This is a genomic window from Streptomyces racemochromogenes (assembly GCF_044129415.1).
In the GTDB taxonomy this organism is placed as follows: Bacteria; Actinomycetota; Actinomycetes; order Streptomycetales; family Streptomycetaceae; genus Streptomyces; species Streptomyces racemochromogenes_A.
Genome location: NZ_JBBDHD010000078.1, coordinates 1 through 24,792 on the forward strand (window position 1 = coordinate 1; position 24,792 = coordinate 24,792).

Annotated in this window: 18 protein-coding genes; 10 read left to right on the plus strand and 8 right to left on the minus strand. The window is 73.3% G+C overall.

Annotated features, from left to right (window positions below; translation table 11 throughout):
* Positions 1 to 69 precede the first annotated feature (69 nt).
* On the minus strand, positions 70 to 1,344 hold the full coding sequence (locus tag WDV06_RS25015) for an extracellular solute-binding protein (protein ID WP_395512023.1): 1,275 nt from the start codon (positions 1,342 to 1,344) through the stop codon (positions 70 to 72).
* Between the two features lie 222 nt (positions 1,345 to 1,566).
* Between WDV06_RS25015 and WDV06_RS25020 the strand changes: the two genes are divergently transcribed.
* The 3 genes from WDV06_RS25020 to WDV06_RS25030 all read left to right on the plus strand — a co-directional run bounded on the left by WDV06_RS25020 (position 1,567) and on the right by WDV06_RS25030 (position 5,402).
* Complete coding sequence (locus tag WDV06_RS25020; protein WP_395512024.1) at positions 1,567 to 3,324, plus strand: glycoside hydrolase family 13 protein; 1,758 nt, start codon at positions 1,567 to 1,569, stop codon at positions 3,322 to 3,324.
* 26 nt (positions 3,325 to 3,350) lie between these two features.
* Positions 3,351 to 4,385, plus strand: coding sequence for a LacI family DNA-binding transcriptional regulator (locus tag WDV06_RS25025; protein ID WP_395512025.1), 1,035 nt, complete (start codon positions 3,351 to 3,353; stop codon positions 4,383 to 4,385).
* 102 nt (positions 4,386 to 4,487) lie between these two features.
* Positions 4,488 to 5,402, plus strand: a complete 915-nt coding sequence (locus WDV06_RS25030; protein WP_395512026.1) for a phosphatase PAP2 family protein — start codon at positions 4,488 to 4,490, stop codon at positions 5,400 to 5,402.
* A gap of 20 nt (positions 5,403 to 5,422) precedes the next feature.
* Here WDV06_RS25030 and WDV06_RS25035 read toward each other — a convergent pair whose 3' ends face one another.
* From WDV06_RS25035 to WDV06_RS25050, 4 genes are all read right to left on the minus strand, one after another.
* Complete coding sequence (locus tag WDV06_RS25035) at positions 5,423 to 5,818, minus strand: hypothetical protein (protein WP_395512027.1); 396 nt, start codon at positions 5,816 to 5,818, stop codon at positions 5,423 to 5,425.
* Between the two features lie 98 nt (positions 5,819 to 5,916).
* Positions 5,917 to 7,356 carry a hypothetical protein gene (locus WDV06_RS25040; protein WP_395512028.1) on the minus strand — a complete coding sequence of 480 codons (1,440 nt, stop codon included), beginning with the start codon at positions 7,354 to 7,356 and terminating at the stop codon, positions 5,917 to 5,919.
* A gap of 8 nt (positions 7,357 to 7,364) precedes the next feature.
* Positions 7,365 to 7,826 (minus strand): hypothetical protein, encoded by a 462-nt coding sequence (locus WDV06_RS25045; protein ID WP_395512029.1) that lies wholly within the window; start codon positions 7,824 to 7,826, stop codon positions 7,365 to 7,367.
* A 67-nt stretch (positions 7,827 to 7,893) separates the two neighbouring features.
* Positions 7,894 to 10,881 carry a bifunctional [glutamine synthetase] adenylyltransferase/[glutamine synthetase]-adenylyl-L-tyrosine phosphorylase gene (locus WDV06_RS25050; RefSeq protein ID WP_395512030.1) on the minus strand — a complete coding sequence of 996 codons (2,988 nt, stop codon included), beginning with the start codon at positions 10,879 to 10,881 and terminating at the stop codon, positions 7,894 to 7,896.
* 309 nt (positions 10,882 to 11,190) lie between these two features.
* On the opposite strand from WDV06_RS25050, the gene WDV06_RS25055 reads away from it, so the two are divergent.
* Together WDV06_RS25055 and WDV06_RS25060 are read left to right on the plus strand one after the other, a co-directional pair.
* Positions 11,191 to 13,395, plus strand: coding sequence for a PIG-L family deacetylase (locus WDV06_RS25055; RefSeq protein ID WP_395512031.1), 2,205 nt, complete (start codon positions 11,191 to 11,193; stop codon positions 13,393 to 13,395).
* A gap of 360 nt (positions 13,396 to 13,755) precedes the next feature.
* Positions 13,756 to 15,834, plus strand: coding sequence for a PIG-L family deacetylase (locus WDV06_RS25060; protein WP_395512032.1), 2,079 nt, complete (start codon positions 13,756 to 13,758; stop codon positions 15,832 to 15,834).
* Between the two features lie 68 nt (positions 15,835 to 15,902).
* Here WDV06_RS25060 and WDV06_RS25065 read toward each other — a convergent pair whose 3' ends face one another.
* Positions 15,903 to 17,264, minus strand: a complete 1,362-nt coding sequence (locus WDV06_RS25065) for a glutamine synthetase family protein (RefSeq protein WP_007263785.1) — start codon at positions 17,262 to 17,264, stop codon at positions 15,903 to 15,905.
* Positions 17,265 to 17,439: 175 nt separating this feature from the next.
* Between WDV06_RS25065 and WDV06_RS25070 the strand changes: the two genes are divergently transcribed.
* The 3 genes from WDV06_RS25070 to WDV06_RS25080 all read left to right on the plus strand — a co-directional run bounded on the left by WDV06_RS25070 (position 17,440) and on the right by WDV06_RS25080 (position 19,285).
* Positions 17,440 to 17,865 carry a hypothetical protein gene (locus tag WDV06_RS25070; protein WP_395512033.1) on the plus strand — a complete coding sequence of 142 codons (426 nt, stop codon included), beginning with the start codon at positions 17,440 to 17,442 and terminating at the stop codon, positions 17,863 to 17,865.
* Positions 17,866 to 17,936: 71 nt separating this feature from the next.
* On the plus strand, positions 17,937 to 18,596 hold the full coding sequence (locus WDV06_RS25075) for a DUF3105 domain-containing protein (protein ID WP_395512034.1): 660 nt from the start codon (positions 17,937 to 17,939) through the stop codon (positions 18,594 to 18,596).
* A complete protein-coding gene (locus tag WDV06_RS25080) occupies positions 18,593 to 19,285 on the plus strand; it encodes a DUF305 domain-containing protein (protein ID WP_395512035.1) in 693 nt (230 codons plus the stop codon). Before WDV06_RS25075 ends, WDV06_RS25080 begins: the two co-directional genes overlap by 4 nt.
* On the opposite strand, the gene WDV06_RS25085 is transcribed toward WDV06_RS25080, so the two are convergent.
* Together WDV06_RS25085 and WDV06_RS25090 are read right to left on the minus strand one after the other, a co-directional pair.
* The gene (locus tag WDV06_RS25085) at positions 19,254 to 20,237 is read right to left on the minus strand and encodes an alpha/beta fold hydrolase (protein WP_395512036.1); all 984 of its coding nucleotides are present in this window, start codon (positions 20,235 to 20,237) and stop codon (positions 19,254 to 19,256) included. The two genes, WDV06_RS25080 and WDV06_RS25085, sit on opposite strands and share 32 nt — an antisense overlap.
* On the minus strand, positions 20,234 to 20,977 hold the full coding sequence (locus WDV06_RS25090) for a DUF998 domain-containing protein (RefSeq protein WP_395512037.1): 744 nt from the start codon (positions 20,975 to 20,977) through the stop codon (positions 20,234 to 20,236). The genes WDV06_RS25085 and WDV06_RS25090 overlap by 4 nt, the downstream gene beginning before the upstream one ends.
* Before the next feature lie 276 nt (positions 20,978 to 21,253).
* Between WDV06_RS25090 and WDV06_RS25095 the strand changes: the two genes are divergently transcribed.
* Positions 21,254 to 22,936, plus strand: coding sequence for a DUF4352 domain-containing protein (locus WDV06_RS25095; protein ID WP_395512038.1), 1,683 nt, complete (start codon positions 21,254 to 21,256; stop codon positions 22,934 to 22,936).
* Between the two features lie 80 nt (positions 22,937 to 23,016).
* Positions 23,017 to 24,771: an NAD+ synthase gene (locus WDV06_RS25100; RefSeq protein WP_395512039.1), complete on the plus strand. Its 1,755-nt coding sequence runs from the start codon at positions 23,017 to 23,019 to the stop codon at positions 24,769 to 24,771.
* Positions 24,772 to 24,792 lie beyond the last annotated feature (21 nt).

Here is a 24,792-nt window from a genome sequence, read left to right on the forward strand (position 1 = left end):
CGGCGAGGGTCGTCTCGCCGGCCGCGGCCCCGGTCACCGACCGGCTGGTGTCAGCAGCCATCGTGCGTACTACTTCCAGCCCTTGAGGATCTTGCGGAACTCGACGCCGGCCGCCTTGGCCGCGTCCTCGGGGCTCGACGCCCCGGTGACGGCCTTGGTGTACTCGACCTTGAGGGGCTCGAAGAGGGAGCCGTTCTCCGGGATCCAGGCGCGCTGGACGGACTGGTCGACGGCCGGCTTGAAGAACTGGACCATCTCGCTGTTCTTGACGTCCGGCTGCTCGTAGGCGGCGGTGCGCGTCGGCAGCAGGCTCAGCTCCTTGGCGGACTGGACCTGGACCTCCTGGGAGGTCATGTACTCGACGAAGGCGTGCGCGGCGGCGGTGTTCTTGGAGCCGGCGTAGACGGCGAGGTCGTGGCCGCCCTGCGGGGCGCCGGCCTTGACGGAGCCGGCCGGGACGGTGGCGATGCCGAGGTTGGCCTTGTCCTTGAACTGCTCGCCGGCGTAGCTGTCCTCGACCGCCCAGGGGCCGTTGATCATCATCGCGACCTCCCCGGACTTGAAGGCGGTCTGCATGTTGGTCCAGCCGTCGGTGGCGTTGGTGACGGCGGCGCCGGAGGCGACCAGGTCGCGGGCGGCCTTGAAGGCCTTGACGCCGGCCGGGCCGTCGACCGTGACGGTCTTGTTCTTGGCGTCGACGAGGTCGCCGCCCTCGCCGTAGATGAACGGCAGGAACCAGTAGGAGTCGTCGCCGCGCAGGTAGAGGCCGGTCTTGCCGGTCTTGGCCTTGATCGCGGCGGCGGCGGTCTTGAGCTCCTCCAGGGTCTTGGGGGGCTGGACGCCGGCGTCGGCGAGCATCTTCTTGTTGTAGAAGAGGCCGAGGGTGTCGATGACCTGCGGGACGGCGTAGGTCTTGCCGTCGAACCGGCCGCTGGCGGCGGCCTGCGGCAGGAACTCGGCGTCGACCTTCTTGACCTGGTCGGCCGGGACCTCGTCGAGGTAGCCGAGGGAGGCGAAGTCGGCGACCCAGCCGACGTCGGCGCGGATCACGTCGGGGGCGTCGGCGCCGCTGCTGAAGGCGTTCTTGACCTTGTTCTGGGCGTCGCCGTAGGGCACGTTGACGTACTTGACGGTGACCTTCGGGTGCTTCGCGGTGAAGCCCTCGGCGATCTTCTGGAAGCTCGCCTTCTCGGCCTCGTTGGAGGTGTCCCACCAGGTGACGGTGCCGGTCAGTTCGCCGCCGGCCTTCGTCTCGCCACCGTTGTCCTTGGTGTCACCGCCGCAAGCCGTCGCCGCGAGCGCCAGGGTCGCGACCAGCGCGGTGGCCGCTATGCCACGCCGCATATGAACTCCTTCGATGATCCCGGCCGCGCCCTCGCGGTCCCGAGTTGCAGGGAACGTAACAAGACTGAAAGCTGACGGAAAGGCCTTGCGGCAATTTTCTGCAAGCGGAGGCGATCGTTACATCCGTGTGTCCCTACGGTTGCCGGAGCTTGCTGTCGGATCGGGGCGGCTTCGATACCGCAGGCCCGCAACCACGGGGCGTGTACGCGCGTTGACTGCGGTATGAACCACGAGTTGACGGCCGTTCCGCTTGCAAGAGCTTCCAGCAACACGTCGGCGGGCAGCGGCTGGTGGCGCGATGCCGTCATCTACCAGGTGTACGTCCGCTCCTTCGCCGACAGCGACGGCGACGGCGTCGGCGACCTGCGCGGGGTGCGCGAGCGGCTGCCGCACCTGGCCCGGCTCGGGGTGGACGCGGTGTGGCTGACCCCCTTCTACGTGTCCCCGCAGGCGGACGGCGGCTACGACGTCGCCGACTACCGGGCCGTCGATCCGCTCTTCGGGGACCTCGCCGACGCCGACGACCTCGTCCGCGCCGCCCATGCGCTCGGCCTGCGGGTCATCGTCGACGTGGTGCCGAACCACACCTCCGAGCGGCACCCCTGGTTCCAGGAGGCCCTGGCCGACGTGCCCGGCGCCCGCGAGCGGTACCTGTTCCGGCCGGGGCGCGGGGTCGACGGCTCGCTGCCGCCCAACGACTGGGAGTCCGTCTTCGGCGGGCCCGCCTGGACCAGGGTCGCGGACGGGCAGTGGTACCTGCACCTGTTCGCGCCCGAGCAGCCCGACCTGGACTGGGAGCACCCGGAGGTGGCGGAGGAGTTCGCCTCGGTGCTGCGGTTCTGGCTGGACCTCGGGGTGGACGGGTTCCGGGTGGACGTGGCCCACGGCATGGTCAAGGCCCCCGGCCTGCCGGACATCGGCCGGGGCGCGCAGGCGACGCTGATCGGCACCGAGCCGCTCCCCTTCTTCGACCAGGACGGGGTGCACGCCATCCACCGCTCCTGGCGGCGCCTGCTCGACTCGTACGGGGGCGAGCGGATCGGGGTCGCCGAGGCGTGGGCGCCGACCTCGGAGCGGCTGGCGCTGTACGTGCGGCCCGACGAGCTGCACCAGGCGTTCAACTTCCGGTTCCTGAACTGCCCCTGGGACCCGGCGGCGATGCGGACGGTCATCGACGAGTCCCTGGCCGCGACCTCGGCGGTGGGGGCGCCGACGACGTGGGTGCTGTCCAACCACGACGTCGTGCGGCATGTGACCCGGTACGGGGGCGGGGCGCAGGGGCTGGCCCGCGCCCGGGCGGCCGCCCTGCTGATGCTGGCGCTGCCGGGGTCGGCGTACATCTACCAGGGCGAGGAGCTCGGTCTGCCGGAGGTCACCGACCTCCCGGCGGAGGCCCGCCGCGACCCCGCCTTCCGCCGCCGCTCCCCCGCGGCGGGGGCCGGCGGCCCGGCCGGCGCGTCCTGCCCCGCCGCCGAGGCGGAGGGGCAGGACGGGCTCCGGGACGGGTGCCGCGTCCCCCTCCCCTGGTCCGGTGACGAGGCCCCGTACGGGTTCAGCACCGGACGGAGCTGGCTCCCGCAGCCGGAGGGCTGGGGCGGGCTCACCGTCGCCGCGCAGACCGGCGACCCGCACTCCACCCTGGAGCTCTACCGCGCCGCCCTGGAGCTGCGCCGCGCCCTGCCGGGCCTGGGCGCGGTGGAGGCGGGCCAGGGTGGGCTGCCCGGCCAGGGCGGGCAGGCCGAGGACTGGCCCGGTACGGGGGCGGGACCAGCGGTGTTCGCCCGCGGCATGCGCTGGCGCCCGGCCCCCTCGGGGGTGCTCCTCTTCACCCGGCCCGGCTTCGCCTGCACCCTCAACACCCGCCCGACCGCGGTGGAGATGCCGAGCCCGGGCCGCCCCGTCCTCTCCAGCGCCCCGGTCGAGACCGACGGCCGCACCGTGCGTCTTCCCCCTGATTCCTGCACGTGGTGGGCTTTGTGAGCCGCCTACCGGTACAGTCCAATCCCGTGACCGCACGGCTTGCCGACATCGCAGCCCAGGCGGGGGTCAGCGAAGCCACAGTCAGCCGCGTGCTCAACGGCAAGCCCGGTGTGGCCGCAGGCACCCGTGAATCCGTGCTGGCCGCGCTCGACGTGCTCGGCTACGAGCGGCCCGTACGGCTGCGGCAGCGCAGTGCCGGGCTGGTCGGGCTGATAACCCCCGAGCTGGACAACCCCATCTTCCCCGCGCTCGCGCAGGTCATCGGCCAGGCGCTGACCCGGCAGGGCTACACGCCCGTGCTGGCCACGCAGACGCCCGGCGGGTCCACCGAGGACGAGCTGACGGAGATGCTGGTGGACCGCGGGGTCTCGGGGATCATCTTCGTCTCCGGCCTGCACGCCGACACCACCGCCGACATGGGCCGCTACGACCAGCTGCGCGGCAAGGGCGTCCCGTACGTCCTGATCAACGGTTTCTCCGACAAGGTGCAGGCCCCCTTCGTCTCCCCCGACGACCGGGCCGCCATGCACCTGGCGGTCACCCACCTCACGGCGCTGGGGCACACCCGGATCGGCCTCGCGGTCGGCCCGAAGCGGTTCGTGCCCGTGCTGCGCAAGATCGAGGGCTTCCGGCTCGCGATGAAGGAGCGGCTCGGGCTGGACGAAGCCGGGGCCGAGGAGCTGATCCAGCACTCCCTGTACACCCTGGAGGGCGGCCAGGCCGCCGCGGCGGCGCTCATCGCCCGCGGCTGCACGGCCGTCGTCTGCGCCAGCGACATGATGGCGCTCGGCGCGATCCGGGCCGCGCGCCAGCGGGGGCTGCGGGTGCCGCAGGACGTCTCGGTGGTCGGCTTCGACGACTCACCGCTCATAGCGTTCACCGATCCGCCGCTGACCACCATCCGCCAGCCCGTGCAGGCCATGGGGCAGGCGGCGGTACGCACCCTGCTGGAGGAGATCGGCGGTACGCCGGCCCCGCACAGCGAGTTCGTGTTCCTGCCGGAACTGGTCGTGCGCGGCTCGACGGCGTCCGGTCCCGGGCAACGGCGCGGGACAGGGTAGCGGGCCGTCGGGGGCGTGTCCTCCGCAGGGCGGAGGACGGGCGCCGAAGACCGTCCCGAGGGATGATCGGAGGCGAGGACGCATCTGGCAGACTCTCTCCCCATGGGTGAAGCGAGCGTGAAGACACTGGAAACCCCGGCCACCGCCGGCGGCACCACCAGCACGGACGCCGCGTCACCCGCGGTGGCCGCGGACGGGACCCGTCCGGGCCCGGACCGCTCCCTCCTCACCCGGCTGCGGGCGCCGCGACGGCCCCGGATCTGGTTCGAGGTGCTGCTGATCGGCATCAGCTACTGGACGTACTCGCTGATCCGCAACGCGGTCCCCGAGCAGAAGGCCGCCGCGCTCGCGAACGCCGACTGGATCTGGAGCGTCGAGCGGGGCCTGGGCATCGCGGTGGAGCACTCCGTCAACCACGCCGTCAACTCGGTGACGTGGCTCGTCGTGGGCATGAACTACTACTACGCCACGCTCCACTTCATCGTGACGATCTTCGTGCTGGTGTGGATCTACCGCTTCCATCCCGGCCGTTACGCGGCCACCCGCCTCGTCCTCTTCGCCACCACGGGCGTGGCCCTGCTCGGCTACTACTTCTTCCCGCTCGCCCCGCCCCGGCTGATGAACGGGGGGCGCTTCGTCGACACCGTGCTGGTGCACCACACCTGGGGGTCGATGGCCTCGGGGAACCTCAAGCACATGTCGAACCAGTACGCGGCGATGCCCTCCATGCACATAGGGTGGTCGCTCTGGTGCGGCCTGACGATCTTCGCGGTCGCCTCGGCCCCCTGGGCCCGGATCCTGGGCCTCCTCTACCCGGCGGCGACGCTGGTCGTCATCGTCTCCACGGCGAACCACTTCTGGCTGGACGCCCTCGGCGGCATGCTCTGCCTGGCCTTCGGCTACGCGGTCTCCCGCACCTGGTACGGCGCCCTCCCCCACCGCCTCCCCCGCAGCCCCCTGGACCCCTCCCCGCACCCGGCGACGACAGCCGTCCTGAACCGCTTCCGCCGGGCCTGACCGACCGGCGGGGCACGGCCTCAGTCGACGGCCTGGAGGTACACCCGGCTGCTCTTCTCGTCCAGCCGCACCACCGCCACGTGCATGAAGTCGACCTCTCCCGCGCACGGTGCGCACACCTGTGCCGTGCGCACGCCGGGCACGGAGTCCGGCTCGGGCAGACCGAGGTGCGCGAAGGGCGCGACCGGCTCGGGCCCGGCGAAGGACTTCGTCCTCGCTTTCACCGGCTCCTGCGGCTTCAGCTGCGCGAGGAAGGCGTCCACGTCGGCGGTGGGCAGCACGAAGGCCAGGAGCAGCGCATCGTCCTGGAAGCCCTTCTGGTACGCGGACCTCAGATCACTCGCGGACGCGGGCACCCCCACCTGAAGCCTCTGTACGACCTCGCCGACGGTGACCTCCTCCCTCCAGTACGGCACGGCCCGCCCCGCCCCCGGCACCCCCGCACACCCGCCGGCAAGCCCCGCCGAGAGCAGGAAGGCCGCGCACAGCCTCCGAATCCTTCGTCCTGGGCCTTTCACCTGGCGTCCCCGTTGCGTCCGAGGTCGGTCCGGGCTCCGTCCCGTCCCGGGTTCACGGGAGCCGGGACGGGACCGCCGGAGTCGAGGTCATGCCGCTGCAACGAACTGCTGCCTCTCATGTCGAATTCTCTGGCCAGCCCCACCGTGTGGAACCGGGCCATGTCGGCGTCCGTCACCGAGGTCGGGCCGATGGGCGTGGACTTCCCGCTGTCCCAGTTGTAGCGGTCCCACACGTTCACCTGGTAGTCGATACTGACCTGCGGCCTGCCGTCAGCACCGGGCACCGCGGTCACCACCCCTGTGGAGTTCGTCATGGCGCTGCCGACAGCCAGGAACCAGTTCCGGTCTGGATTCCCGGGCTTCTCGGCGTGGCTGTACCCGTCGCTGTGGGTCTCCACCGGGATGGCGACCGGTTTACCGCCCGATTTCTCGAATGCCTCCCATGCCTGGCGACGCCATTCCTCCTGCTCGTCGGCACGCAGTTCCGCCGCCTTCTGGCGAAGGTTCGCGCTATCGGCCAGCATGCGGTCGACGTCCAGGTCAAGCGTGGTTCCAGAACCTCGCAGGTAGTGGTCCATGTGCCGCGCAGCATCGGTCATGCCGACGAAGTCGCCTGTGGCGGACATCCCCTTGGCCTGGAGGAAGTTCCAGTAGTCCGCGGCGCCCGGCGATTCTGAACGGTAAGGCCCCGCGCCCTTGTCCGCCGCTACCCGCTTGACCTGGGGGGTCAGCAGGCCGGCCGCGATCAGGTCACCCTTGTGCTGCGTCCACATCTGCGCCCGGGACTCGGGGCCGAGGGACTGCCACAGGCGTTGCAGCTCCCTGCGCTGCTTCTCGTCCGCGTGCCCGCCGAGGGCCGCCAGTTTCAGGGCCCTCGGCAGCATGTCCTGGTCCAGTGAGGTGTACACGGCGTGCCCCGCGTTGTGGGGGTCGCCGCCGTGGCAGGCGCGGAGGGCCCTGACGGCTGCCGCGTCGATCTCCGCCGCATGGGCCACGATGCCGGTGAGCGTGTCGGCGTACCACCGCATGAGGTCCGTCGTACGTTGGCTGCGGTTCACCGCGCATTCCAGCGCTTCGCTGATGACCACCGTGCCGTCCTTCCCCGACGAGACGGCGAAGCCGTTCTTCCTCGCGTCCTCGGTCAGGCTCTTGGCCTGCTGTTGCAGTCCCACAAGCTCGGCATGGGCGTCGTCCACCACGCTGAAGATGCTCTGCGCCTCCACGTGGAGGTCTTCGAACTCCTTCACCGTCTTGTCGACGAACCGGCGCGTCACACCTGCGTTGACGCCCTCCCACCGGGCCCGGTCGGCCTGCGCTTTCAAACCGCCGCGGGCGTCGCCACCGAGTCCCTGCAGGTCACCCGCCATCCGCTTCCAGTCGGCGACCGCCGCCCCCAACTTGTTGAGGTCGACCTGAATGAGCTGGTCATAGTTCATGCGGGCCCCTACTGGAAGTACTCGGTCAGGCGCGAGACGGACACCGCCGAGCCATCCCGGTTGCGCAGGGACGCCGCGATGGCCTCGTCGTCCGCGGCGTGGGCCTTCTTCGAATAGTCCAAGTGGTTCGAGATGTGCGCGCAGGCCTGGAGGACGGATTCGACCTGCGAGGTCCACACCGACACCGTGGTCTCCAGTTCGGCGCCCAGTGCGAAGCCGTCCGCCTTCAGGGCCGCGGCTGCCTGCATGGTGGAGCCGGAGCCCTGCCCGTCGATGCCCGCGCCCGCGATGTCGGCCTGTTTCAGGAGTCTGCCGTGCAGGCCGAAGGCCTCGTGTCCCACCGCGCCGAGGTCGTCCTGGTGCACGACGAGATCGGCGTCAGCCGGTCCCCCCGGCAACCGGTCGAGCCGCATCGGCGTCTGCCGGGCTGTCGCGTCCGCCTTGGCCTGGTCCCACTCGTTCCACCCCATCGGCACATTCCACCACGAGGCGGTGACAGTCTGAGGACCGGTCAGGAACGTCGGAGTCCGTCCGGGCTCACGCCCCGTAGAAGAGGTCGTCGACGACCGCGCGGGCTCGGCGGGTGGTGCGGCGGTATTCCTCCAGCATTTCGCCGACCCGGCCCTCCGGGTAGCCGAGGTAGCGGCCGACGGCCGCCAGTTCGCGGGCGTCCGTGGGGAAGGTGTCGCCGGCGCGGCCGCGGACCAGCATCACGGCGTTGCGCACGCGGGTCGCCAGGACCCAGGCCTCGTCGAGGATCTGGGTCTCCTCCGCCGGGATCAGGCCGGCGGCGTGGGCGGCGGCCAGGGCCTGGCGGGTGCGGGTGGTGCGCAGGCCGGGTTCGGACCAGGCGTGCCGCATCTGGAGGAGCTGGACGGTCCACTCGACGTCGCTGAGGCCGCCGCGGCCGAGTTTGGTGTGGAGGGTGGGGTCGGCTCCGCGCGGGAGGCGTTCGGACTCCATGCGGGCCTTGAGGCGGCGGATCTCGCGCACCGCCTCCTCGCCGAGGCCTCCGGCGGGGTAGCGCAGCGGGTCGATCAGGTCGATGAAGGTGCGGCCGAGGTCGGCGTCGCCCGCGACGGGCTCGGCGCGCAGCAGGGCCTGGCTCTCCCAGGTCAGGGACCAGCGGCGGTAGTAGGCGGCGTAGGAGGCCAGGGTGCGGACGAGGGGGCCGGAGCGGCCCTCGGGGCGCAGGTCGGCGTCGATGAGGAGCGGCGGGTCGGCGGTGGGCAGCTGGAGCAGCCTGCGCATCTCGGCGATCACGGTCTGGGCGGCCTTGGCGGCCTCCTGTTCGTCGACGCCCTCGCGGGGGTCGTGGACGAAGAGGACGTCGGCGTCGGAGCCGTAGCCGAGCTCGTGTCCGCCGAAACGGCCGACGCCGATGACGGCGAAGCGGGTGGGGAGGGTCTCGCCCCAGTGGTCGCGGACGGCGGCGCGCAGGGCTCCGGCGATGGTGGCGGCGGTGAGTTCGGAGACGGCGTCGCCCACCCGGTCGACGAGGGCGCCGCAGTCCTTCTCGGCGGGGCTGTCCTCGGTGCCGTAGGAGGCGATGATGTCGGCGGCGGCGGTACGGAAGAGCTCGCGGCGGCGGACCCCGCGGGCGGCGGCGACGGCGGCTTCGCCGCTGTCGGCGCGGCCGACGGCGGCGAGCACCTCCTGCTCCAGGGCCTCGGCGGTACGGGGCTGGAGGTTCTCGGGGTCGCCGAGCAGGGCGACGGCCTCGGGGGCTCGCATGAGGAGGTCGGGGGCGAGCCGGCCGGCGGACAGCACGCGGGCGAGGTTCTCGGCGGCGGCGCCCTCGTCGCGCAGCAGCCGCAGGTACCAGGGGGTCTTGCCGAGGGCGTCGGAGACCTTGCGGAAGTTGAGGAGTCCGGCGTCGGGGTCGGCGGAGTCGGCGAACCAGCCGAGGAGGACGGGCAGCAGGGTGCGCTGGATGGCGGCCTTGCGGCTGACGCCGGAGGCGAGGGCTTCGAGGTGGCGCAGGGCGGAGGCCGGGTCGGCGTAGCCGAGGGCTTCGAGGCGCTGGCCGGCGGCGGCCGGGGAGAGCCGGGTCTCGCCGGGGGCGAGCTGGGCGACGGCGTCGAGGAGGGGCCGGTAGAAGAGCTTCTCGTGGAGGCGGCGGACGACGGAGGCGTGCCGTCGCCAGGCCTTGTTGAGTTCGGCGACGGGTTCGGTGCGCAGGCCCATGGAGCGGCCGAGACGGCGCAGGTCGCTCTCGTCCTCGGGGACGAGGTGGGTGCGGCGGAGCCGGTGGAGCTGGATGCGGTGTTCCATGGTGCGCAGGAAGCGGTACGCGTCGTGGAGCTGGGCGGCGTCGGCGCGGCCGACGTAGCCGCCGGCGGCGAGGGCGTGGAGGGCGTCGAGGGTGGTGCCGGAGCGGAGGCTGGTGTCGCTGCGGCCGTGGACGAGCTGGAGGAGCTGGACGGCGAACTCGACGTCGCGCAGGCCGCCGGGCCCGAGCTTGAGTTCGCGGTCGATCTGGGAGGCGGGGATGTTGTCGACGACGCGGCGGCGCATCTTCTGGACGTCGGCGACGAAGTTCTCGCGTTCGGCGGCCTGCCAGACGAGCGGCGTTATGGCCTCGACGTACTGGGCGCCGAGTTCGGGGTCGCCGGCGACGGCGCGGGCCTTGAGGAGGGCCTGGAACTCCCAGGTCTTGGCCCAGCGCTGGTAGTAGGCCAGGTGGGAGGCGAGGGTGCGGACCAGGGGGCCGTTGCGGCCCTCGGGGCGGAGGTTGGCGTCGACGGGCCAGATGGTGCCCTCGACGGTGGTCTCGGAGCAGATCCGCATGAGGTGGGAGGCGAGGCGGGAGGCGGCCTGGAGGCCCTTGCCCTCGTCGGTGCCGGGCGCGGCCTCGCCGACGAAGATCACGTCGACGTCGGAGACGTAGTTGAGCTCGTTGCCGCCGCACTTGCCCATGGCGATGACGGCGAGGCGGCAGGCGTCGGCGTCCTGGGGGGCGGCGGCGGAGGCGATGCGCAGGGCGGCGCGGAGGGTGGCGGTGGCGAGGTCGGCGAGCTCGGCGGCGGTCTGGGCGACGTCTATGGTCGCGCAGACGTCGCGGGCGGCGATGGAGAGCAGGCAGCGGCGGTAGGCGATGCGCAGGGCGACGGGGTCGTGGGCGTCGGCGAGGCCGCGTTCGAACTCGGGCAGGCCCGGGTGCAGGTCGGCGGCCTCGTAGGTGACCAGGGCCTGCCAGTCGCGGGGGTGGCGGGCGAGGTGGTCGGCGAGTGCCGCGGAGGCGCCGAGGACGCCGAGGAGGCGGTCGCGGAGGGGTTTGGCGCTGACCAGGGTGTCGAGGAGGAGCGGGAGGTCCTCGGCGGTCTGGGCTTCGGCCAGGCGGACGAGGCCGAGGAGGGCGAGGTCGGGGTCGGCGGTGGCGCCGAGGGCGTCGAGGAGTACGGGGTCGGCGCGTACGGCGGCCAGCGCGTCGGCGTCGAGGAGCCGGGCCGCGGCGGTGGGGTCGGTGAATCCGCTCCGCAGCAGCCGGATGAAGGTGCTGCTCCTGCGTCCCGGGACTGTCATCCCGCCGCCTCCCGAGTCTGTCGCTGCCTGCTGGTCCGTACCCGGCGCCGTCGCCGGTCGGCCGGTGCCGACCGGCCGGCCCGTGCCGCCGGTCACGCGCGGCCGGGGTCCCCGACGCGCCGCCGCCGGTCCGGTTCCGTCCGTGGTCCGGTCCTCTCCCGGAGCGAGCCTAGCCGGAGCAGGCGTTCGACTCACCGGGCACCGTGGCCGATATCATGAGGCGGATTATCGGATTATCTGCTTACTTATAGCTCTCTAGATCTGTGCGTCAGGGGCCCGGTCCCCGCCCGACCGGCCGCGAGGAGCCCCATGTCCGACGGACCCCCGTCCTCGCGCCCTGCCGCCGCGCCCGCCCCCGACCCCGCCCCCACCGCTCCTGGGGCGCCCCGCGAGGCCGCCGCGACCGTCCGGCACGGCCACCACCACGTCGGACACCCCCGCGCCCGCGCGGTCGTCAAGGCCGTCGCCGTGCTCGCCGCCACCGCCGCCGGGGGCATGCTCATCCTCCGCGGCAACGAGGCCCTCACCGCCCTCGACACGCCCGCCGCCGCCGATCCCCGCAGCTCCGCCTCCGCCTCCCCCGACGCCCCCGACCCCGGCCGGGTGCTCCAGATCGTCGCGCACCCCGACGACGACCTGTACTTCATGAACCCCGACCTGGGGTACTCCATAGCCGCCGGCCACCCCGTGACCTCCGTCTACCTCACCTCCGGCGAGGCCGACGGCGTCAACGCCGGCTCCGGCAGGGCGGCCTCCACCCGGCCCGACAAGCCCGCCTACGCCGAGGCCCGGCAGAACGGCATCCGCGCCGCCTACGCCAAGATGGCCACCGGCGACCGCAGCAGCGCCTGGAAGCGCACCGTCATCCCGACCAAGGGCGGCGGCCACGCCGAGGTCGACGTCCTCGTCGCCCGGCCCCAGATCAACCTCGTCTGGCTCCAGATGCGCGAGGCCGGCAACGTCTACCAGGACGTCCCCGACAGCCTCCACGGCCTGTGGGACGGCAAGGTACCGCGGCTGGAATCGGTGCTCGCCTCCGGCAGCCCCGTCCGGCACGGGTTCGCGTACACCAGGGAACAGGTCGTCCAGACGATCGTCGGCATCCTGGAGCGCTACCGCCCCACCACCATCCGCACCCAGGACCCGACCCCCGGACGCTTCCACGACTCCAAGCGCTACACCGACCACCAGGACCACCTCTACGGCGCCCGGTTCGTGCAGATGGCCACCGAAGCGTACGCGGAGCAGTTCAAGGAGCGCCCGCACTTCGCCGTCCAGAACTACGTCGGCTACTTCAACGGTTCCCTGCCCCGCGCCCTCGGCCCCGGCGAGGCCAAGGAGAAGCTCGACATCCTGGACACCTACGCCTGGCTGGACAAGGAGAACCACTGCGGCAGCGAGGCCGGCTGCGGGGACCTCAAGGTCGCCGAGCACCCCTCGGGCAACGGCTGGACCCAGTCCATCAACTACGCGCGCGGCACCGGCACCACCTGGCTGACCTCCGACGCCGAGCACGGCCTGTGGGCCTTCAAGGTCCTCGACGGCCAGGTCGCCCTCTGGCACCGCAACGGCCTCATAGGCCGCTGGACCGGCCCGACCCTCCTCCCCGGAACCGGGATGGACCAGGGCATATCCACCGTCACCCTCAAGGACGGCCGCATCGCCGCCTTCGGCACCCGCACCTCCTTCGGCGACCGGCCCGCCGACTACCGGCGCGAGGTCGTCTACACCGTCCAGGAGGCTCCCGGCTCGGAGGGGTTCGGCCCCTGGCAGTCGCTCGGCACCCCCGAGACCTCCGACGCCGACTGGACCTCCGACATCAGCGCGCCCGCCGTGTCCGTCGACGGCACCGGCGCCCTCGCCGTCTACGTGCGCGACGGCGCCTCCACCCTGCGCGGCCGCGTCCGGCGCCCGGACGGCGGCTGGGGCCCCTGGGAGGCCCACGGCGGCGCCGACCTGCACGGCACCCCGGTCACCGGCACCGACGGAGCCGGGCGGCGGATGGTCTTCGCCGCCACCACCAAGTCGGTGACCGGCTGGGTGCAGCCGGAACCCGGCGCCCCGCTGGGCCCCGCCACCCCCACCGGCCTGCCCGAGACCACCCTCCCGATCACGGCGGAGGGGCGCGAGGGCGGCGTACGCGTCTGGTTCCGCAAGCCCGGCTCCGGCAACGTCCGCACCGCCCTGATGACCGGCGACGAGGGCCTGAAGGCCACCGGCCTCACCGACCTCGGCGGCCTCCAGGGATTCGGCTCCGTGACGGCGAGCGGGCACGTCCTCGCCGGCCGCTCGGCGGGCGGGCTCCTCGGCGCGGACGTCGGCGAGGGGCAGCCCTGGCAGCGCTCGCCCCTGATGTTCGTGGGCGCCCCGTCCAGCACCATGACCGGGAAGAACATGGTCAGCCTGGCGGTGGTGGGCCTCGACGCGCGGCTGTACGTCACCTCGTCCGCGGACGAGCCCGACGCCTACCTGGCGCCCTGGCAGCCGGTGGGGCCGCGCAACACGGCCCCGTAGCGCCCCTGGAGCGCCCCCGAACGCCCCCTCCCCGCCCCCCGCCCCCCGCCCCTCGCCCCTCGCCCCTCGCCCCTCGCCCCTCGCCCCGGCATATCCGGCGCACCGTCTGGACAGACACCATCCGTGCCAGACCAGTACCAACACCCCGTAGCCGGACCGTCCTTGCCCGCCGCAGGGCCGACGGGCGTCCACGATCCGGGCGGACGCGCGCACGAACGCCGCCGCCCGTGCACAATCACACCCGGTCGTTTTCGGAAAACGCGCGTCATCGGTGGAATCGGTGAACCAACTCGCCCGATTTCGCCTCTCAGTGACTACACAGCGGTTCTTCCCATCCGGAACGACCCCAAGGCGTAACCGATGCCCGTTTCCCGCCGCCGCTTCCTCCTCGCGGCCGTCGTCCCCATGCTCACCCTGGGCGCCTCCGGCGTGCTCTCCATCGCCTCCGGCCAGCAGACGGCCGCCGAGGCCACCCAGGGGAAGGACCCGTCCGCCCTCCTGCCCGCCAGCACCACCTCCGGCACGGTCGTCCAGGTCGTCGCCCACCCCGACGACGACCTGTTCTTCATGAACCCCGACCTCAGCCGCTCCCTGCTGGCCGGACTCCCCGTCACCACCGCCTACCTCACCTCCGGCGAGGCCGACGGCCGCAACGAGGCCAACGGCGGCCAGGCCAAGGACCCGCAGCAGCCCGCCGACCGCGCCCGCTACGCGGAGGCCCGGCAGAACGGCATACGTTCCGCCTACGCCCAGATGGCCACCGGGGACCGCACGAGCGCCTGGAAGCGTACGGTCATACCCACCGCCGGCGGCGGCCAGGCCGAACTCGACGTCCTCGTCGCCCGGCCCCAGGTCAACCTGGTCTGGCTCCAGCTGCGCGAGGCCCGCAACCCGGCCGCCGAGAACCCGGACAGCCTGCGCGGCCTGTGGAACGGCGAGATACCGGCGCTGGGCGCCCAGCTCACCACCGGGACCCCGGTCAAGCAGCCGTTCTCGTACACCAAGGACCAGTTGATCCAGTCCATATCGGGCATCCTGGAGCGGTACAGGCCGACGACGATACGGATGCAGGACCCGACGCCGAACCGCTACCCGGCCACCGGCAAGTACACCGACCACCAGGACCACATGTACGGCGCCCGCTTCGTGCAGGCCGCCACCGCCGCCTACGCCGAACGGGTCGCCGACCGGCCGCGTTTCTCGGTGCAGAACTACCTCGGCTACCACAACGGCACCCTCCCCCACGCCCTGGACCCGCAGACCGCCGAGACGAAGATCGGCTACCTCAAGACGTACGCCTGGCAGGACCACGCCGACTACTGCGGCTCCCCCGACGGCTGCGGCGACCGCAAGGTGGCCGGCAGCCCCACCGGCCGCAACTGGGCCCAGTCCCTGCGCTACGCCCGCGCCGACAACGCCGGCTGGCTCACCGAGGGCACCCCCGGCCGGCTCTGGGCCTTCGCCGCGCTCGACGGCAGGATGGCCGTCTGGACCCGCGACCGCTCCGGCACCTGGACCGGCCCCGCCCTGCTCCCCGGCACCGGCATCGACTCCGGCGCCACCACCGCCCGCCTCCCCGACGGCCGCGTCGCGGTCCTGGCCACCCGTACCGTCCTCGGGATCCGGCCGGCCGACTACCGGCGCGAGGTGGTGTACGCGGTCCAGGCCGCCCCCGACGGCCCGTTCGGCCCCTGGCAGTCCCTCGGCACCCCGGAAGCGGGCGACGAACCGGGCACCTCCGCCATCAGCGCCCCCGCGGCCGCCGTCGACGGCGCGGGCCGCCTGACCGTCTACCTCCGCGACACGAAGCGCACCCTGCGGGCCCGCGTCCAGCAGCCCTCGGGCGCCTTCACCGACTGGCAGAAGCTGGGCGGCGAGGACCTCCAGAGCGACCCTGCGGCGGTCACGGACTCCGCGGGCCGCCGCCACGTCTACGCCACCACCACCACATCCGTCCTGGCCTGGACCCAGCCCACCCCGGACGCCCCGCTCGCCGGCCCGTACCCCACCGGCCTGCCCGCCACCACGGTCCCCCTCACGGCCGCCCGGGACGGCGCGGGCATCCGCCTCTACTTCCGGCGCCCCGACTCCGGGGTGGTGCGCAGCGCCCTGGTCACCGCCGGCCCGGGCGCCCCGCAGGTCTCCGGCGTCTCGGAGTCCGGCGGCCGCGCGGGCTACGGCGCGGTCGGCGTCGCGGGCCGCCTCCTGGCGGGCCGCGCCGACACGGGCACCGTCTCCACGACCACCCTGGGCGGCCCCCCGGCCTGGACGGAGTCCCGCATGCTCTACGCGGGCGCCCCCTCGGCCTTCCTGGACTCGACGGGCACGGCCACCACCGCGGCCCTCGGCCTGGACGCCCAGCTCCACACCGCCACCGCCCACCCCACGACCCCGACCCCGACCTGGCACCCGGCGACCCTCCCACCCCCGACCACCTGAGCCCGCCGTGAAACGACTCCGGGCCGGCGGTCACCGACCACCGGCCCGGAGCCTCGGCGCATCCCCCGTTACAGGACGGGGAGGTTCTTGCGGAGTTCGAAGGCCGTGACCTCCGAGCGGTACTCCTCCCACTCCTGCTTCTTGTTGCGCAGGAAGAAGTCGAAGACGTGTTCGCCGAGGGTTTCGGCGACCAGTTCGCTGCGTTCCATCAGGGAGATGGCCTCGCCGAGGTTCTGGGGGAGGGGTTCGATGCCCATGGCGCGGCGTTCGGCGTCGGAGAGGGCCCAGACGTCGTCGTCGGCGCCCGCCGGGAGTTCGTAGCCCTCCTCGATGCCCTTGAGGCCCGCCGCCAGGAGGACGGCGTACGTGAGGTAGGGGTTGGCGCCCGAGTCGATCGAGCGGACCTCGACCCGGGAGGAACCGGTCTTGCCCGGCTTGTACATCGGGACGCGGATCAGGGCCGAGCGGTTGTTGTGGCCCCAGCAGATGTACGAGGGGGCCTCGCCGCCGGAGCCGGCGGTGCGGGAGGAGCCGCCCCAGATGCGCTTGTAGGAGTTGACCCACTGGTTGGTCACCGCGGCGGTCTCGGCGGCGTGCCTCAGGAGGCCCGCGATGAAGGAGCGGCCGACCTTCGAGAGCTGGTACTCGGCGCCCGACTCGTAGAAGGCGTTGCGGTCGCCCTCGAAGAGGGAGAGGTGGGTGTGCATGCCCGAGCCGGGGTACTCCGAGAAGGGCTTCGGCATGAACGTCGCCTGGACGCCCTGTTCCAGGGCGACCTGCTTCATGACCAGGCGGAAGGTCATGATGTTGTCGGCCGTGGAGAGGGCGTCGGCGTAGCGGAGGTCGATCTCCTGCTGGCCCGGGGCGCCCTCGTGGTGGCTGAACTCGACCGAGATGCCCATGGATTCGAGCATGGTGATCGCCTGGCGGCGGAAGTCCATGCCGACGTTCTGCGGAGTGTGGTCGAAGTAGCCGGAGTTGTCCGCCGGGACCGGGCGGGTGCCGTCGAGCGGCTTGTCCTTCAGCAGGAAGAACTCGATCTCCGGGTGGGTGTAGAAGGTGAAGCCCAGGTCGGAGGTCTTGGCCAGGATGCGCTTGAGGACGTAGCGCGGGTCCGCGAAGGACGGGGAGCCGTCCGGCATCAGGATGTCGCAGAACATCCGGGCGGTCCCGGGGGCCTCGGCGCGCCACGGCAGTATCTGGAACGTGCCCGGGTCCGGCTTGGCGATCATGTCGGACTCGTAGACGCGGGCGAAGCCCTCGATCGCGGAGCCGTCGAAGCCGATGCCCTCGTCGAAGGCCTGCTCCAGCTCGGCGGGAGCGACCGCGACGGACTTCAGGAAGCCCAGTACGTCGGTGAACCACAGGCGCACGAAGCGGATGTCGCGCTCCTCAAGTGTCCGGAGGACGAATTCCTGCTGCTTGTCCATGCCTTCATCCTCGCAGTTCAGACGACCTGTGCACCACCGACCCGAGGGGACCGGCGGCGCAGCCGGGCCCGTCCAGTATCCCTAGTGGTGGTTTCCGCCACATTACGCACCCCTCAAGGCCGATGGCACCCCCGCTCTGACCCCGGGCCCGTCATGAGCATTACCATCGGCGGCCATGGGGGGCTGGGAGAACACGCGGAGCGGGCGTCACGGGCGTCACGCCCGTCGCGGTGCCCTCCTGCTGCTGCTCGCCCTCGCCATGGCCGCCGGGACGGGGTTCCTGTGCGTGCGGGGCGGGGCGGCCGTGCCGGGCGCGAGGGCCGCGGAAGGGCCCGTTCGGGCGTACGCCGCGCACGGTGTGGCCGGCCCGTACGGCGGGTCCGGCCCGCGCGTCGCCTGCGTGTCCCCGCACGAGCTGCCCGGCTGTTCGCCCCTGGCCCATGTGACCCCGGCCGTACTGCCCGCCCCGCCGCCCGCCGTCACCGCCGCGCGGCCCGGACCGGCGCCCCGCGCCCTGCCGGCGGCCACGGGCCCGGTGCGGCCCCCTGGGACCCTCGCGCGCGCCCCTGACCTGCACGCCCTGCAAGTACTGCGGACCTGACGCGTCCGGCGCCGTACACGACACCACCGGCACCACCCCCACACCCCCCTCAGCAGAAGGAAACAGGGCACATGGCCAGCAGGACGTCGGACAAGAACGACAGGAACTCCCGCCAGAACCGGATAGCCGAGATGCGGCGCGCCGAGAAGGCGCGCGACCGCCGCAACAAGATCATCGCGATCAGCGTCTCCACGGCGGTCGTCGCCGCGCTCATCGGCTTCGGCGCGTGGGTGATCATGGACCAGAAGCAGAAGGACCGGGACGCCGAGGCCGCCCGCAAGGCTCCGGTCAACGGCGAGCAGAGCTGGGACGTCAAGAAGCTCGGCCGCAACCACGTCGAGACCCCGGTCAAGTACGAGATGAACCCGCCGGTCGGCGGCGACCACAACCCCCGCTGGATGAACTGCAACGGCGACGTCTACAAGAACCCGATCCCCGAGGTGAACGCCGTGCACTCGCTGGAGCACGGCGCGGTCTGGGTCACGTACAACGACAAGGCCGCCAAGGCCGACGTCGACGCCCTCGCCGGCAAGGTGGGCAAGACCCCCTACACCCTGATGAGCCCCGACAAGGAGCAGGCGGGCGCGATCATGCTCAGCGCCTGGGGCAAGCAGCTGACGGTCGACAAGGCGGACGACCCCCGGGTGGCGCAGTTCTTCACCAAGTACGTGCAGGGCCCGCAGACCCCCGAGCCGGGCGCGGCCTGCACCAACGGGCTGGGCGAGAAGTGACCCGGAGCCGTACGAACCGTACGTACTGGGCCGCGGGCACGGGGGTGGTGCTGGCCGCGCTGTTCGCGGCGGGGGCCACCTTCGCCACGGCGGACGGCTCCTCCGCCCCGGACGGCTCCTCCTCCGCGCGGACTCCGGCGCTCTACTCCCCCGACGCCGGGTTCGCCCGGGACATGGCGGTGCACCACCAGCAGGCGGTGGAGATGTCCTTCATCGTCCGCGACCGCACGCAGGACGAGCCGGTGCGCGGGCTCGCGTACGACATCGCCAACACCCAGGCCAACCAGCGCGGCATGCTGCTGGGCTGGCTGGACCTGTGGGGGCTGCCGAAGGTGGTGGCGGACGAGCCGCCGATGTCGTGGATGTCGATGGACGCGTCGGGGGAGCACGCGGGGCACGAGGCACACGAGGGTCACGCCGCCAAACCGGGCGCGCTCATGCCCGGCATGGCGACCAAGGAGGAGCTCGACCGGCTCGGCGCCGCCGGCGGCCGGGACGCGGAGGTGCTCTACCTCCAGCTGATGACCGACCACCACAAGGGCGGCGTCGCGATGGCCGAGGGCTGCGCCCGGCAGTGCAGGACGCCGGCCGAGCGGGCGCTGGCCCAGGGCATGGTCGAGGCGCAGCAGTCGGAGCTGAAGCTGATGGCGGACATGCTCAGGCAGCGGGGGGCGGCGCCGCGCGAGTGAGGCGGCGGCCCGCCGGGGGGCCCGGGGCGGCCGCGTACCGGACCGCCCGCGCCACCTGGTGCGGGCGGTCCAGCATGACCAGGTGCCCCGCCGGCTCGGCCACCTCGAAGCGGGCACCGAGCCGGTCGGCCAGGGCCGCCTGGCGGGCGAGCCAGCGCCGCGCGGCCCTGCCGCGGCCTCCGTCGTGCGCGACGAGGACGGTGGCGGGGGCCGGCAGGGGGTGGCGGGTCCGCAGGGCGAGGAGCTCGGCGGCGGTGTCCGGGTAGCGGGAGTTCTCCAGGAGGATGCCCCGCCAGACCCGGCCGGTGCGGTAGCAGCGGCGTACGAGGTCCCGCGCGGCCGGGTCCCCGGGCCGGCCGTCACGGGTCCGGCCGTCCCCGGGCCGGCCGTCCCCGGGCCGGCCGCCTGCCGCGCGGGAGGCCCGTACGGCGGCGCGCCGGGCGGCGGGTCCCAGCGCGGCGGGGATCCCGGCGGCGGTGAGGGCCCGGCCGAGGGCGCGGGCGGCGCCGGTGCGCAGCGCGGCGGGCAGGAGCGTACGGGGGGACTCCTCGACGCTGGAGTCGACCAGCACCAGGGCGGCGGTGCGGTCGGGGTGGAGGCGGGCGAAGGCCTCGGCGTGGAAGCCGGCGAGGGAGTGCCCGACGACGGTGACGGGCGCGGTGACGCCGAGCGTGTCGAGCAGTCCGGCGATGCGGTGGGCCTCGCCGGCGGCGGTCGGCGGGGTGGTGGCCGGGGCGCTGAGGCCGTGGCCGGGGCGGTCGAAGCGGATGACGGTACGGCCGGCGGCCACGAGCAGGGCGGCGACCTCGTCCCAGTCGAACCAGGCCATGGCGAGCCCGGCGCTCAGCACGACGGGAGGACCGTCGCCTTCCACGACGGCGTGGAGGGGCACTCCGTCCACCCGCAGGAAGCGGCCGGCGGCGCGGGGGTGCGTCGTGTGCGGCTGCGTCATGTGCGGTGCTCCTTGTGGACGGAGTACGCCAGCAGGCCCAGCCAGAGCGCCACGAGCAGCACCTGGAGCCGCTGGCCCGCGCCGAGGGCCCAGGTGCCGCGGCCGGCGGTGAAGAGGGAGATGGCGGTCAGGGTCCAGGCGGTGGCGAGGAGCTCCAGTACGACGAGGGCCGGGCCGTGGCGGGCGAGCGGGGCGAGGCGGTGGTAGCGGCGGGCGGCGACGGTGAGGGCGACCATCCCGACGAGGGCGCCGGTCATGGCGAGGCTGCTGCTCACGGCGTGGGCCTGGTGGGTGGCCGGGACCAGTCCGGCGGTCTCGCGGGCCGCGCAGACGGGGTCGGCGGTCGGCCGGCAGCTGAGCGGCAGCCAGGCGTCGGCGGCGGTGGCCGCGCCGAAGAGGGTGACCCCGGCCCAGCCGGCGACCGTCCAGGGACGGCGGGCGGCGGGGTCGGGGCGGATGCGGCGCACGAAGGGGACGAAGGGGACGAGGCGGACGAGGGCGAGGAGGCCGCCGAGGAAGACGAGCAGGCCGGCGGTGAAGTCGGTGGCCCGGAAGAGGCCGCCGAGGGGCTGGTCCTGGGCGGCGAGCTCGCTGACGTACGTCTCGATGGGGTTGAGGCCGGTGGAGAGGACGACTTCGAGGACCCAGGCGGTGTACGCGGCCGCGCCGAGGCCGACGAGGCCGGCGACGGAACCGGTGCCGGTGTCGGTGTCGCGGGCGGGGTCGGCTTGAGTACCCATGGGTGAATGATCCTCGGCAGATCGGGCGGTGACGCGCGGCGCCCCCGCGCGGCGGCGCTGCCGGGAATCACCGGGGGCCGTCCGGCGGAATCCCTCACCGGGCAGAACGAGGGCGCGGCGCACGGCGTTCCCCTCCGGGCGGACGGGATCGCGACAGATCATCAGATTTCCGCCCCGGCGGGGAGGCCGGGAGGCCAATCCGGTTGGAGGGGACGGGCGGTCGTGGCAGGCTGCCCGCATCTCCGTACGCCGCACTTCGCAAGGACGCCGCCAGGTATGAGCACGCCGCCGACCCCGCCGAACAGCCCGTCCGGCCCGCCGACCGAACCCGGCGGAACGCCGATACCCGAGGCGGCGCCCCGACCCGCGGACCACCCGCCCGCCACGCGGCCGGCCCCGCAGGACGCGACCGAGACGGCCCGCCTGCCCCAGCCCGAGCCCACCACCCCGCCCGAGGAACACCCCGCGGAGGACCTCGCCGAGACGGCCCGCCTGTCCCTCGACAAGCCCGCCACCCCCACCGAAGACCTGGCCGACACCGCGCGGCTTTCGGAACAGCCCGCCCCCCAGGCCCCGGCCCAGGACCTCACCGAGACGGCCCGCCTGTCCCTCGACAAGCCCGCCACTCCGGCCGAGGACCTCGCCGACACCGCGCGGCTTTCGGAGCAGCCCGCCCCCCAGGCCCCGGCCCAGGACCTCACCGAGACGGCCCGCCTGTCCCTCGACAAGCCCGCCGCCCCGGCCGAGAGCCTTGCCGAGCCCGCCGGGCCGGCGCTCGGCGGGGACGGCGCGCCCGCGCCGGAAGCCGCGGCCGTCCCCCAGGGAAGCGCCGGGGGCGGGCGGCAGTCGCCGGACGAGGCGGAGGCAGAGCACGCCCCCGCCGCAGCCCCGGCCGACGGGGCCCCGCACGCCCCCGCCGCCGCCCCGGCCGGCGGGGCAGCGCGTGCCGCCGTGCCGCCGGTGCCCCCGCAGGGGCCCGCCGACCCGTGGGCGACGCCCGCGCCGGGGGCGTTCGCGGCGCCCGGGGCGTACCCGCCGCCGCACGGGGGCGGGTACGGGGTGCCCGGCGGGTCCTGGGGGCCGCCCCCGCCCGGCGGCTACCCGGGGTATCCGGGATACCCGGGGCAGCCCGGGGTGGCCGGCTACTACCCGGCCCCGCCGCCGCGGACCAACGGCCTGGCCGTCGCCGCGCTCGTCCTCGGGATCCTCTCGGTCCTCATCGGGGCCGTCCCGTTCGTCTTCTGGGTCGGCACCTGCCTCGCCCTCACCGGGATCGGTCTCGCCGGCGGCGGCCTGGCCCGGGCCCGGCGCGGCGCCGGGCGCAAGGCGATGTCCGTGGTCGGCGCCGCCCTCGGCCTCGTCGGCCTCGCCGTCTCCGTCGGCGGCTGGTTCCTGACCGGCGCCGTCCTCGACAAGGCCCGTGACCGCATCGCCCACGAGCGGCTGAACGACCCCCAGTGGGGCGAGGACCCCGAGGACTGGCAGGACGAGCCCTTCCCCACCCCCACCGCCCCGCGCTTCTCCCTCCCGCCCGTGCCCCCCAAGACCCCCAAGTCCCCCAAGGGCCCCGGCTTCGGCACGCCCGTCCCCTTCGGCCGGACGGTGGCCTACCCCGACGGCATCAAGGTGACCCTGGCGCCGCCGCACCAGTACTCCACCAAGGCCAAGTGGATGGACGTGGGCAACGCGGTGGAGGTGTCGTTCACCATCACCAACGACTCGGACAAGCCCCACAAGGTCATCTACGCCATGCCGGCGGTGAAGGACGACAAGGGCGGATCCGCCAAGCTCGTCTTCGACGGCGAGACCCCGAAGTGGATCCAGGGCGTGATCCAGCCCGGCCAGTCCGCGAGCGGCACCGCCGCCTTCGAGGTCCCCGAGGGGACGAAGAGCATCAGCGCCGAGCTCTCCCCCGGCACCCTGATGGACCCGGCGCAGTTCAGCGGACCCGTCGAGTAGCCGGCCGGTAACCCGCCGAGCAGCCCGTCGAACGGCACGGACCCAGGACATCGCGTCAGAAAGACGATTACACTGGGCCCGTGCCTCAACTTCGCCTCGCGCTGAATCAGATCGACTCGCGGGTCGGCGACATCGCCGCCAACGCCGACTCGGTCGTGCACTGGACCCGGCACTCCGCCGAGCAGGGCGCCCACCTGGTGGCGTTCCCCGAAATGGCGCTCACCGGGTACCCCGTGGAGGACCTCGCCCTGCGCGGGTCCTTCGTCGACGCCTCCCGCACCGCCCTCGTGGACCTCGCCCGCCGGCTGGCGGACGAGGGGTTCGGCGAGCTCCCCGTCATCGTCGGCTACCTCGACCGCGCCGAGCGGGCCACGGCCCGGCTCGGCCGCCCGGCCGGCTCCCCGGAGAACGCGGCCGCCGTCCTGCACCGCGGCGAGGTCGTCCTGCGCTTCGCCAAGCACCACCTCCCCAACTACGGGGTCTTCGACGAGTTCCGGTACTTCGTGCCGGGCGACACCCAGCCGGTGATCCGGGTCCGCGGCGTCGACGTGGCCCTGGCCATCTGCGAGGACCTCTGGCAGGAGGGCGGCCGCGTCCCCGCCACCCGCTCCGCCGGAGCCGGACTGCTGATCTCGGTCAACGCCTCCCCGTACGAGCGCAACAAGGACGACGTCCGCCTGGAACTGGTCCGCAAGCGGGCCCGGGAGGCCGGCTGCACCCTGGCCTACCTGGCGATGATCGGCGGCCAGGACGAGCTGGTCTTCGACGGGGACTCGATCGTCGTGGACGCCTCGGGGGAGGTCGTCGTGCGGGCCCCGCAGTTCTCCGAGGGCTGCGTCCTGGTCGACCTCGACCTGCCGGCGGCCCGGCCCGACGCCCCCGAGGGCGTCGTGGACGACGGCCTGCGCATCGACCGCGTCGTCCTCTCCGAGGAGCCGGTGGAGCCGTACGAGCCGGTCGTGACCGGCGGCTACGCGGAGCGCCTCGACGACGACGAGGAGGTCTACGACGCGCTCGTCGTGGGCCTGCGCGCGTACGTGAAGAAGAACGGGTTCCGGTCCGTCCTGATCGGGCTCTCCGGCGGCATCGACTCCGCGCTCGTCGCCGCCCTCGCCTGCGACGCCATCGGCGCGCAGAACGTGTACGGCGTCTCGATGCCCTCCAAGTACTCCTCGCAGCACTCCCGGGACGACGCCGCCGACCTGGCCCGGCGGACCGGCCTGAACTTCCGGACCGTCTCCATCGAGCCGATGTTCGACGCCTACACGCGCGCGCTGGAGCTCACCGGCCTGGCCGAGGAGAACCTCCAGTCCCGGCTGCGCGGCACCCTGCTGATGGCGCTGTCCAACCAGGAGGGGCACATCGTCCTCGCCCCGGGCAACAAGTCGGAGCTGGCCGTCGGCTACTCCACCCTCTACGGGGACTCGGTCGGCGCGTACGGGCCGATCAAGGACGTGTACAAGACGGACGTCTTCCGGCTCGCCCGCTACCGCAACCGGGCGGCGGCCGAACGGGGCGAGACCCCGCCGATCCCGGAGAACTCGATCGTGAAGCCGCCGAGCGCCGAGCTGCGCCCGGGCCAGGTGGACACGGACTCGCTGCCGGACTACCCGGTGCTGGACGCGGTCCTGGAGCTGTACGTGGACCGCGACCAGGGGCTGGAGGAGATCGTGGCGGCCGGTTTCGACCGCGCGCTGGTGGCGAAGACCATCCGGATGGTCGACACGGCCGAGTACAAGCGGCGCCAGTACCCGCCGGGTACGAAGATCTCGGCGAAGGGATTCGGGAAGGACCGCCGGCTGCCGATCACCAACGGCTGGCGCGAGCACCCGTAGGCCCTCCCCGCACGGCCCGCG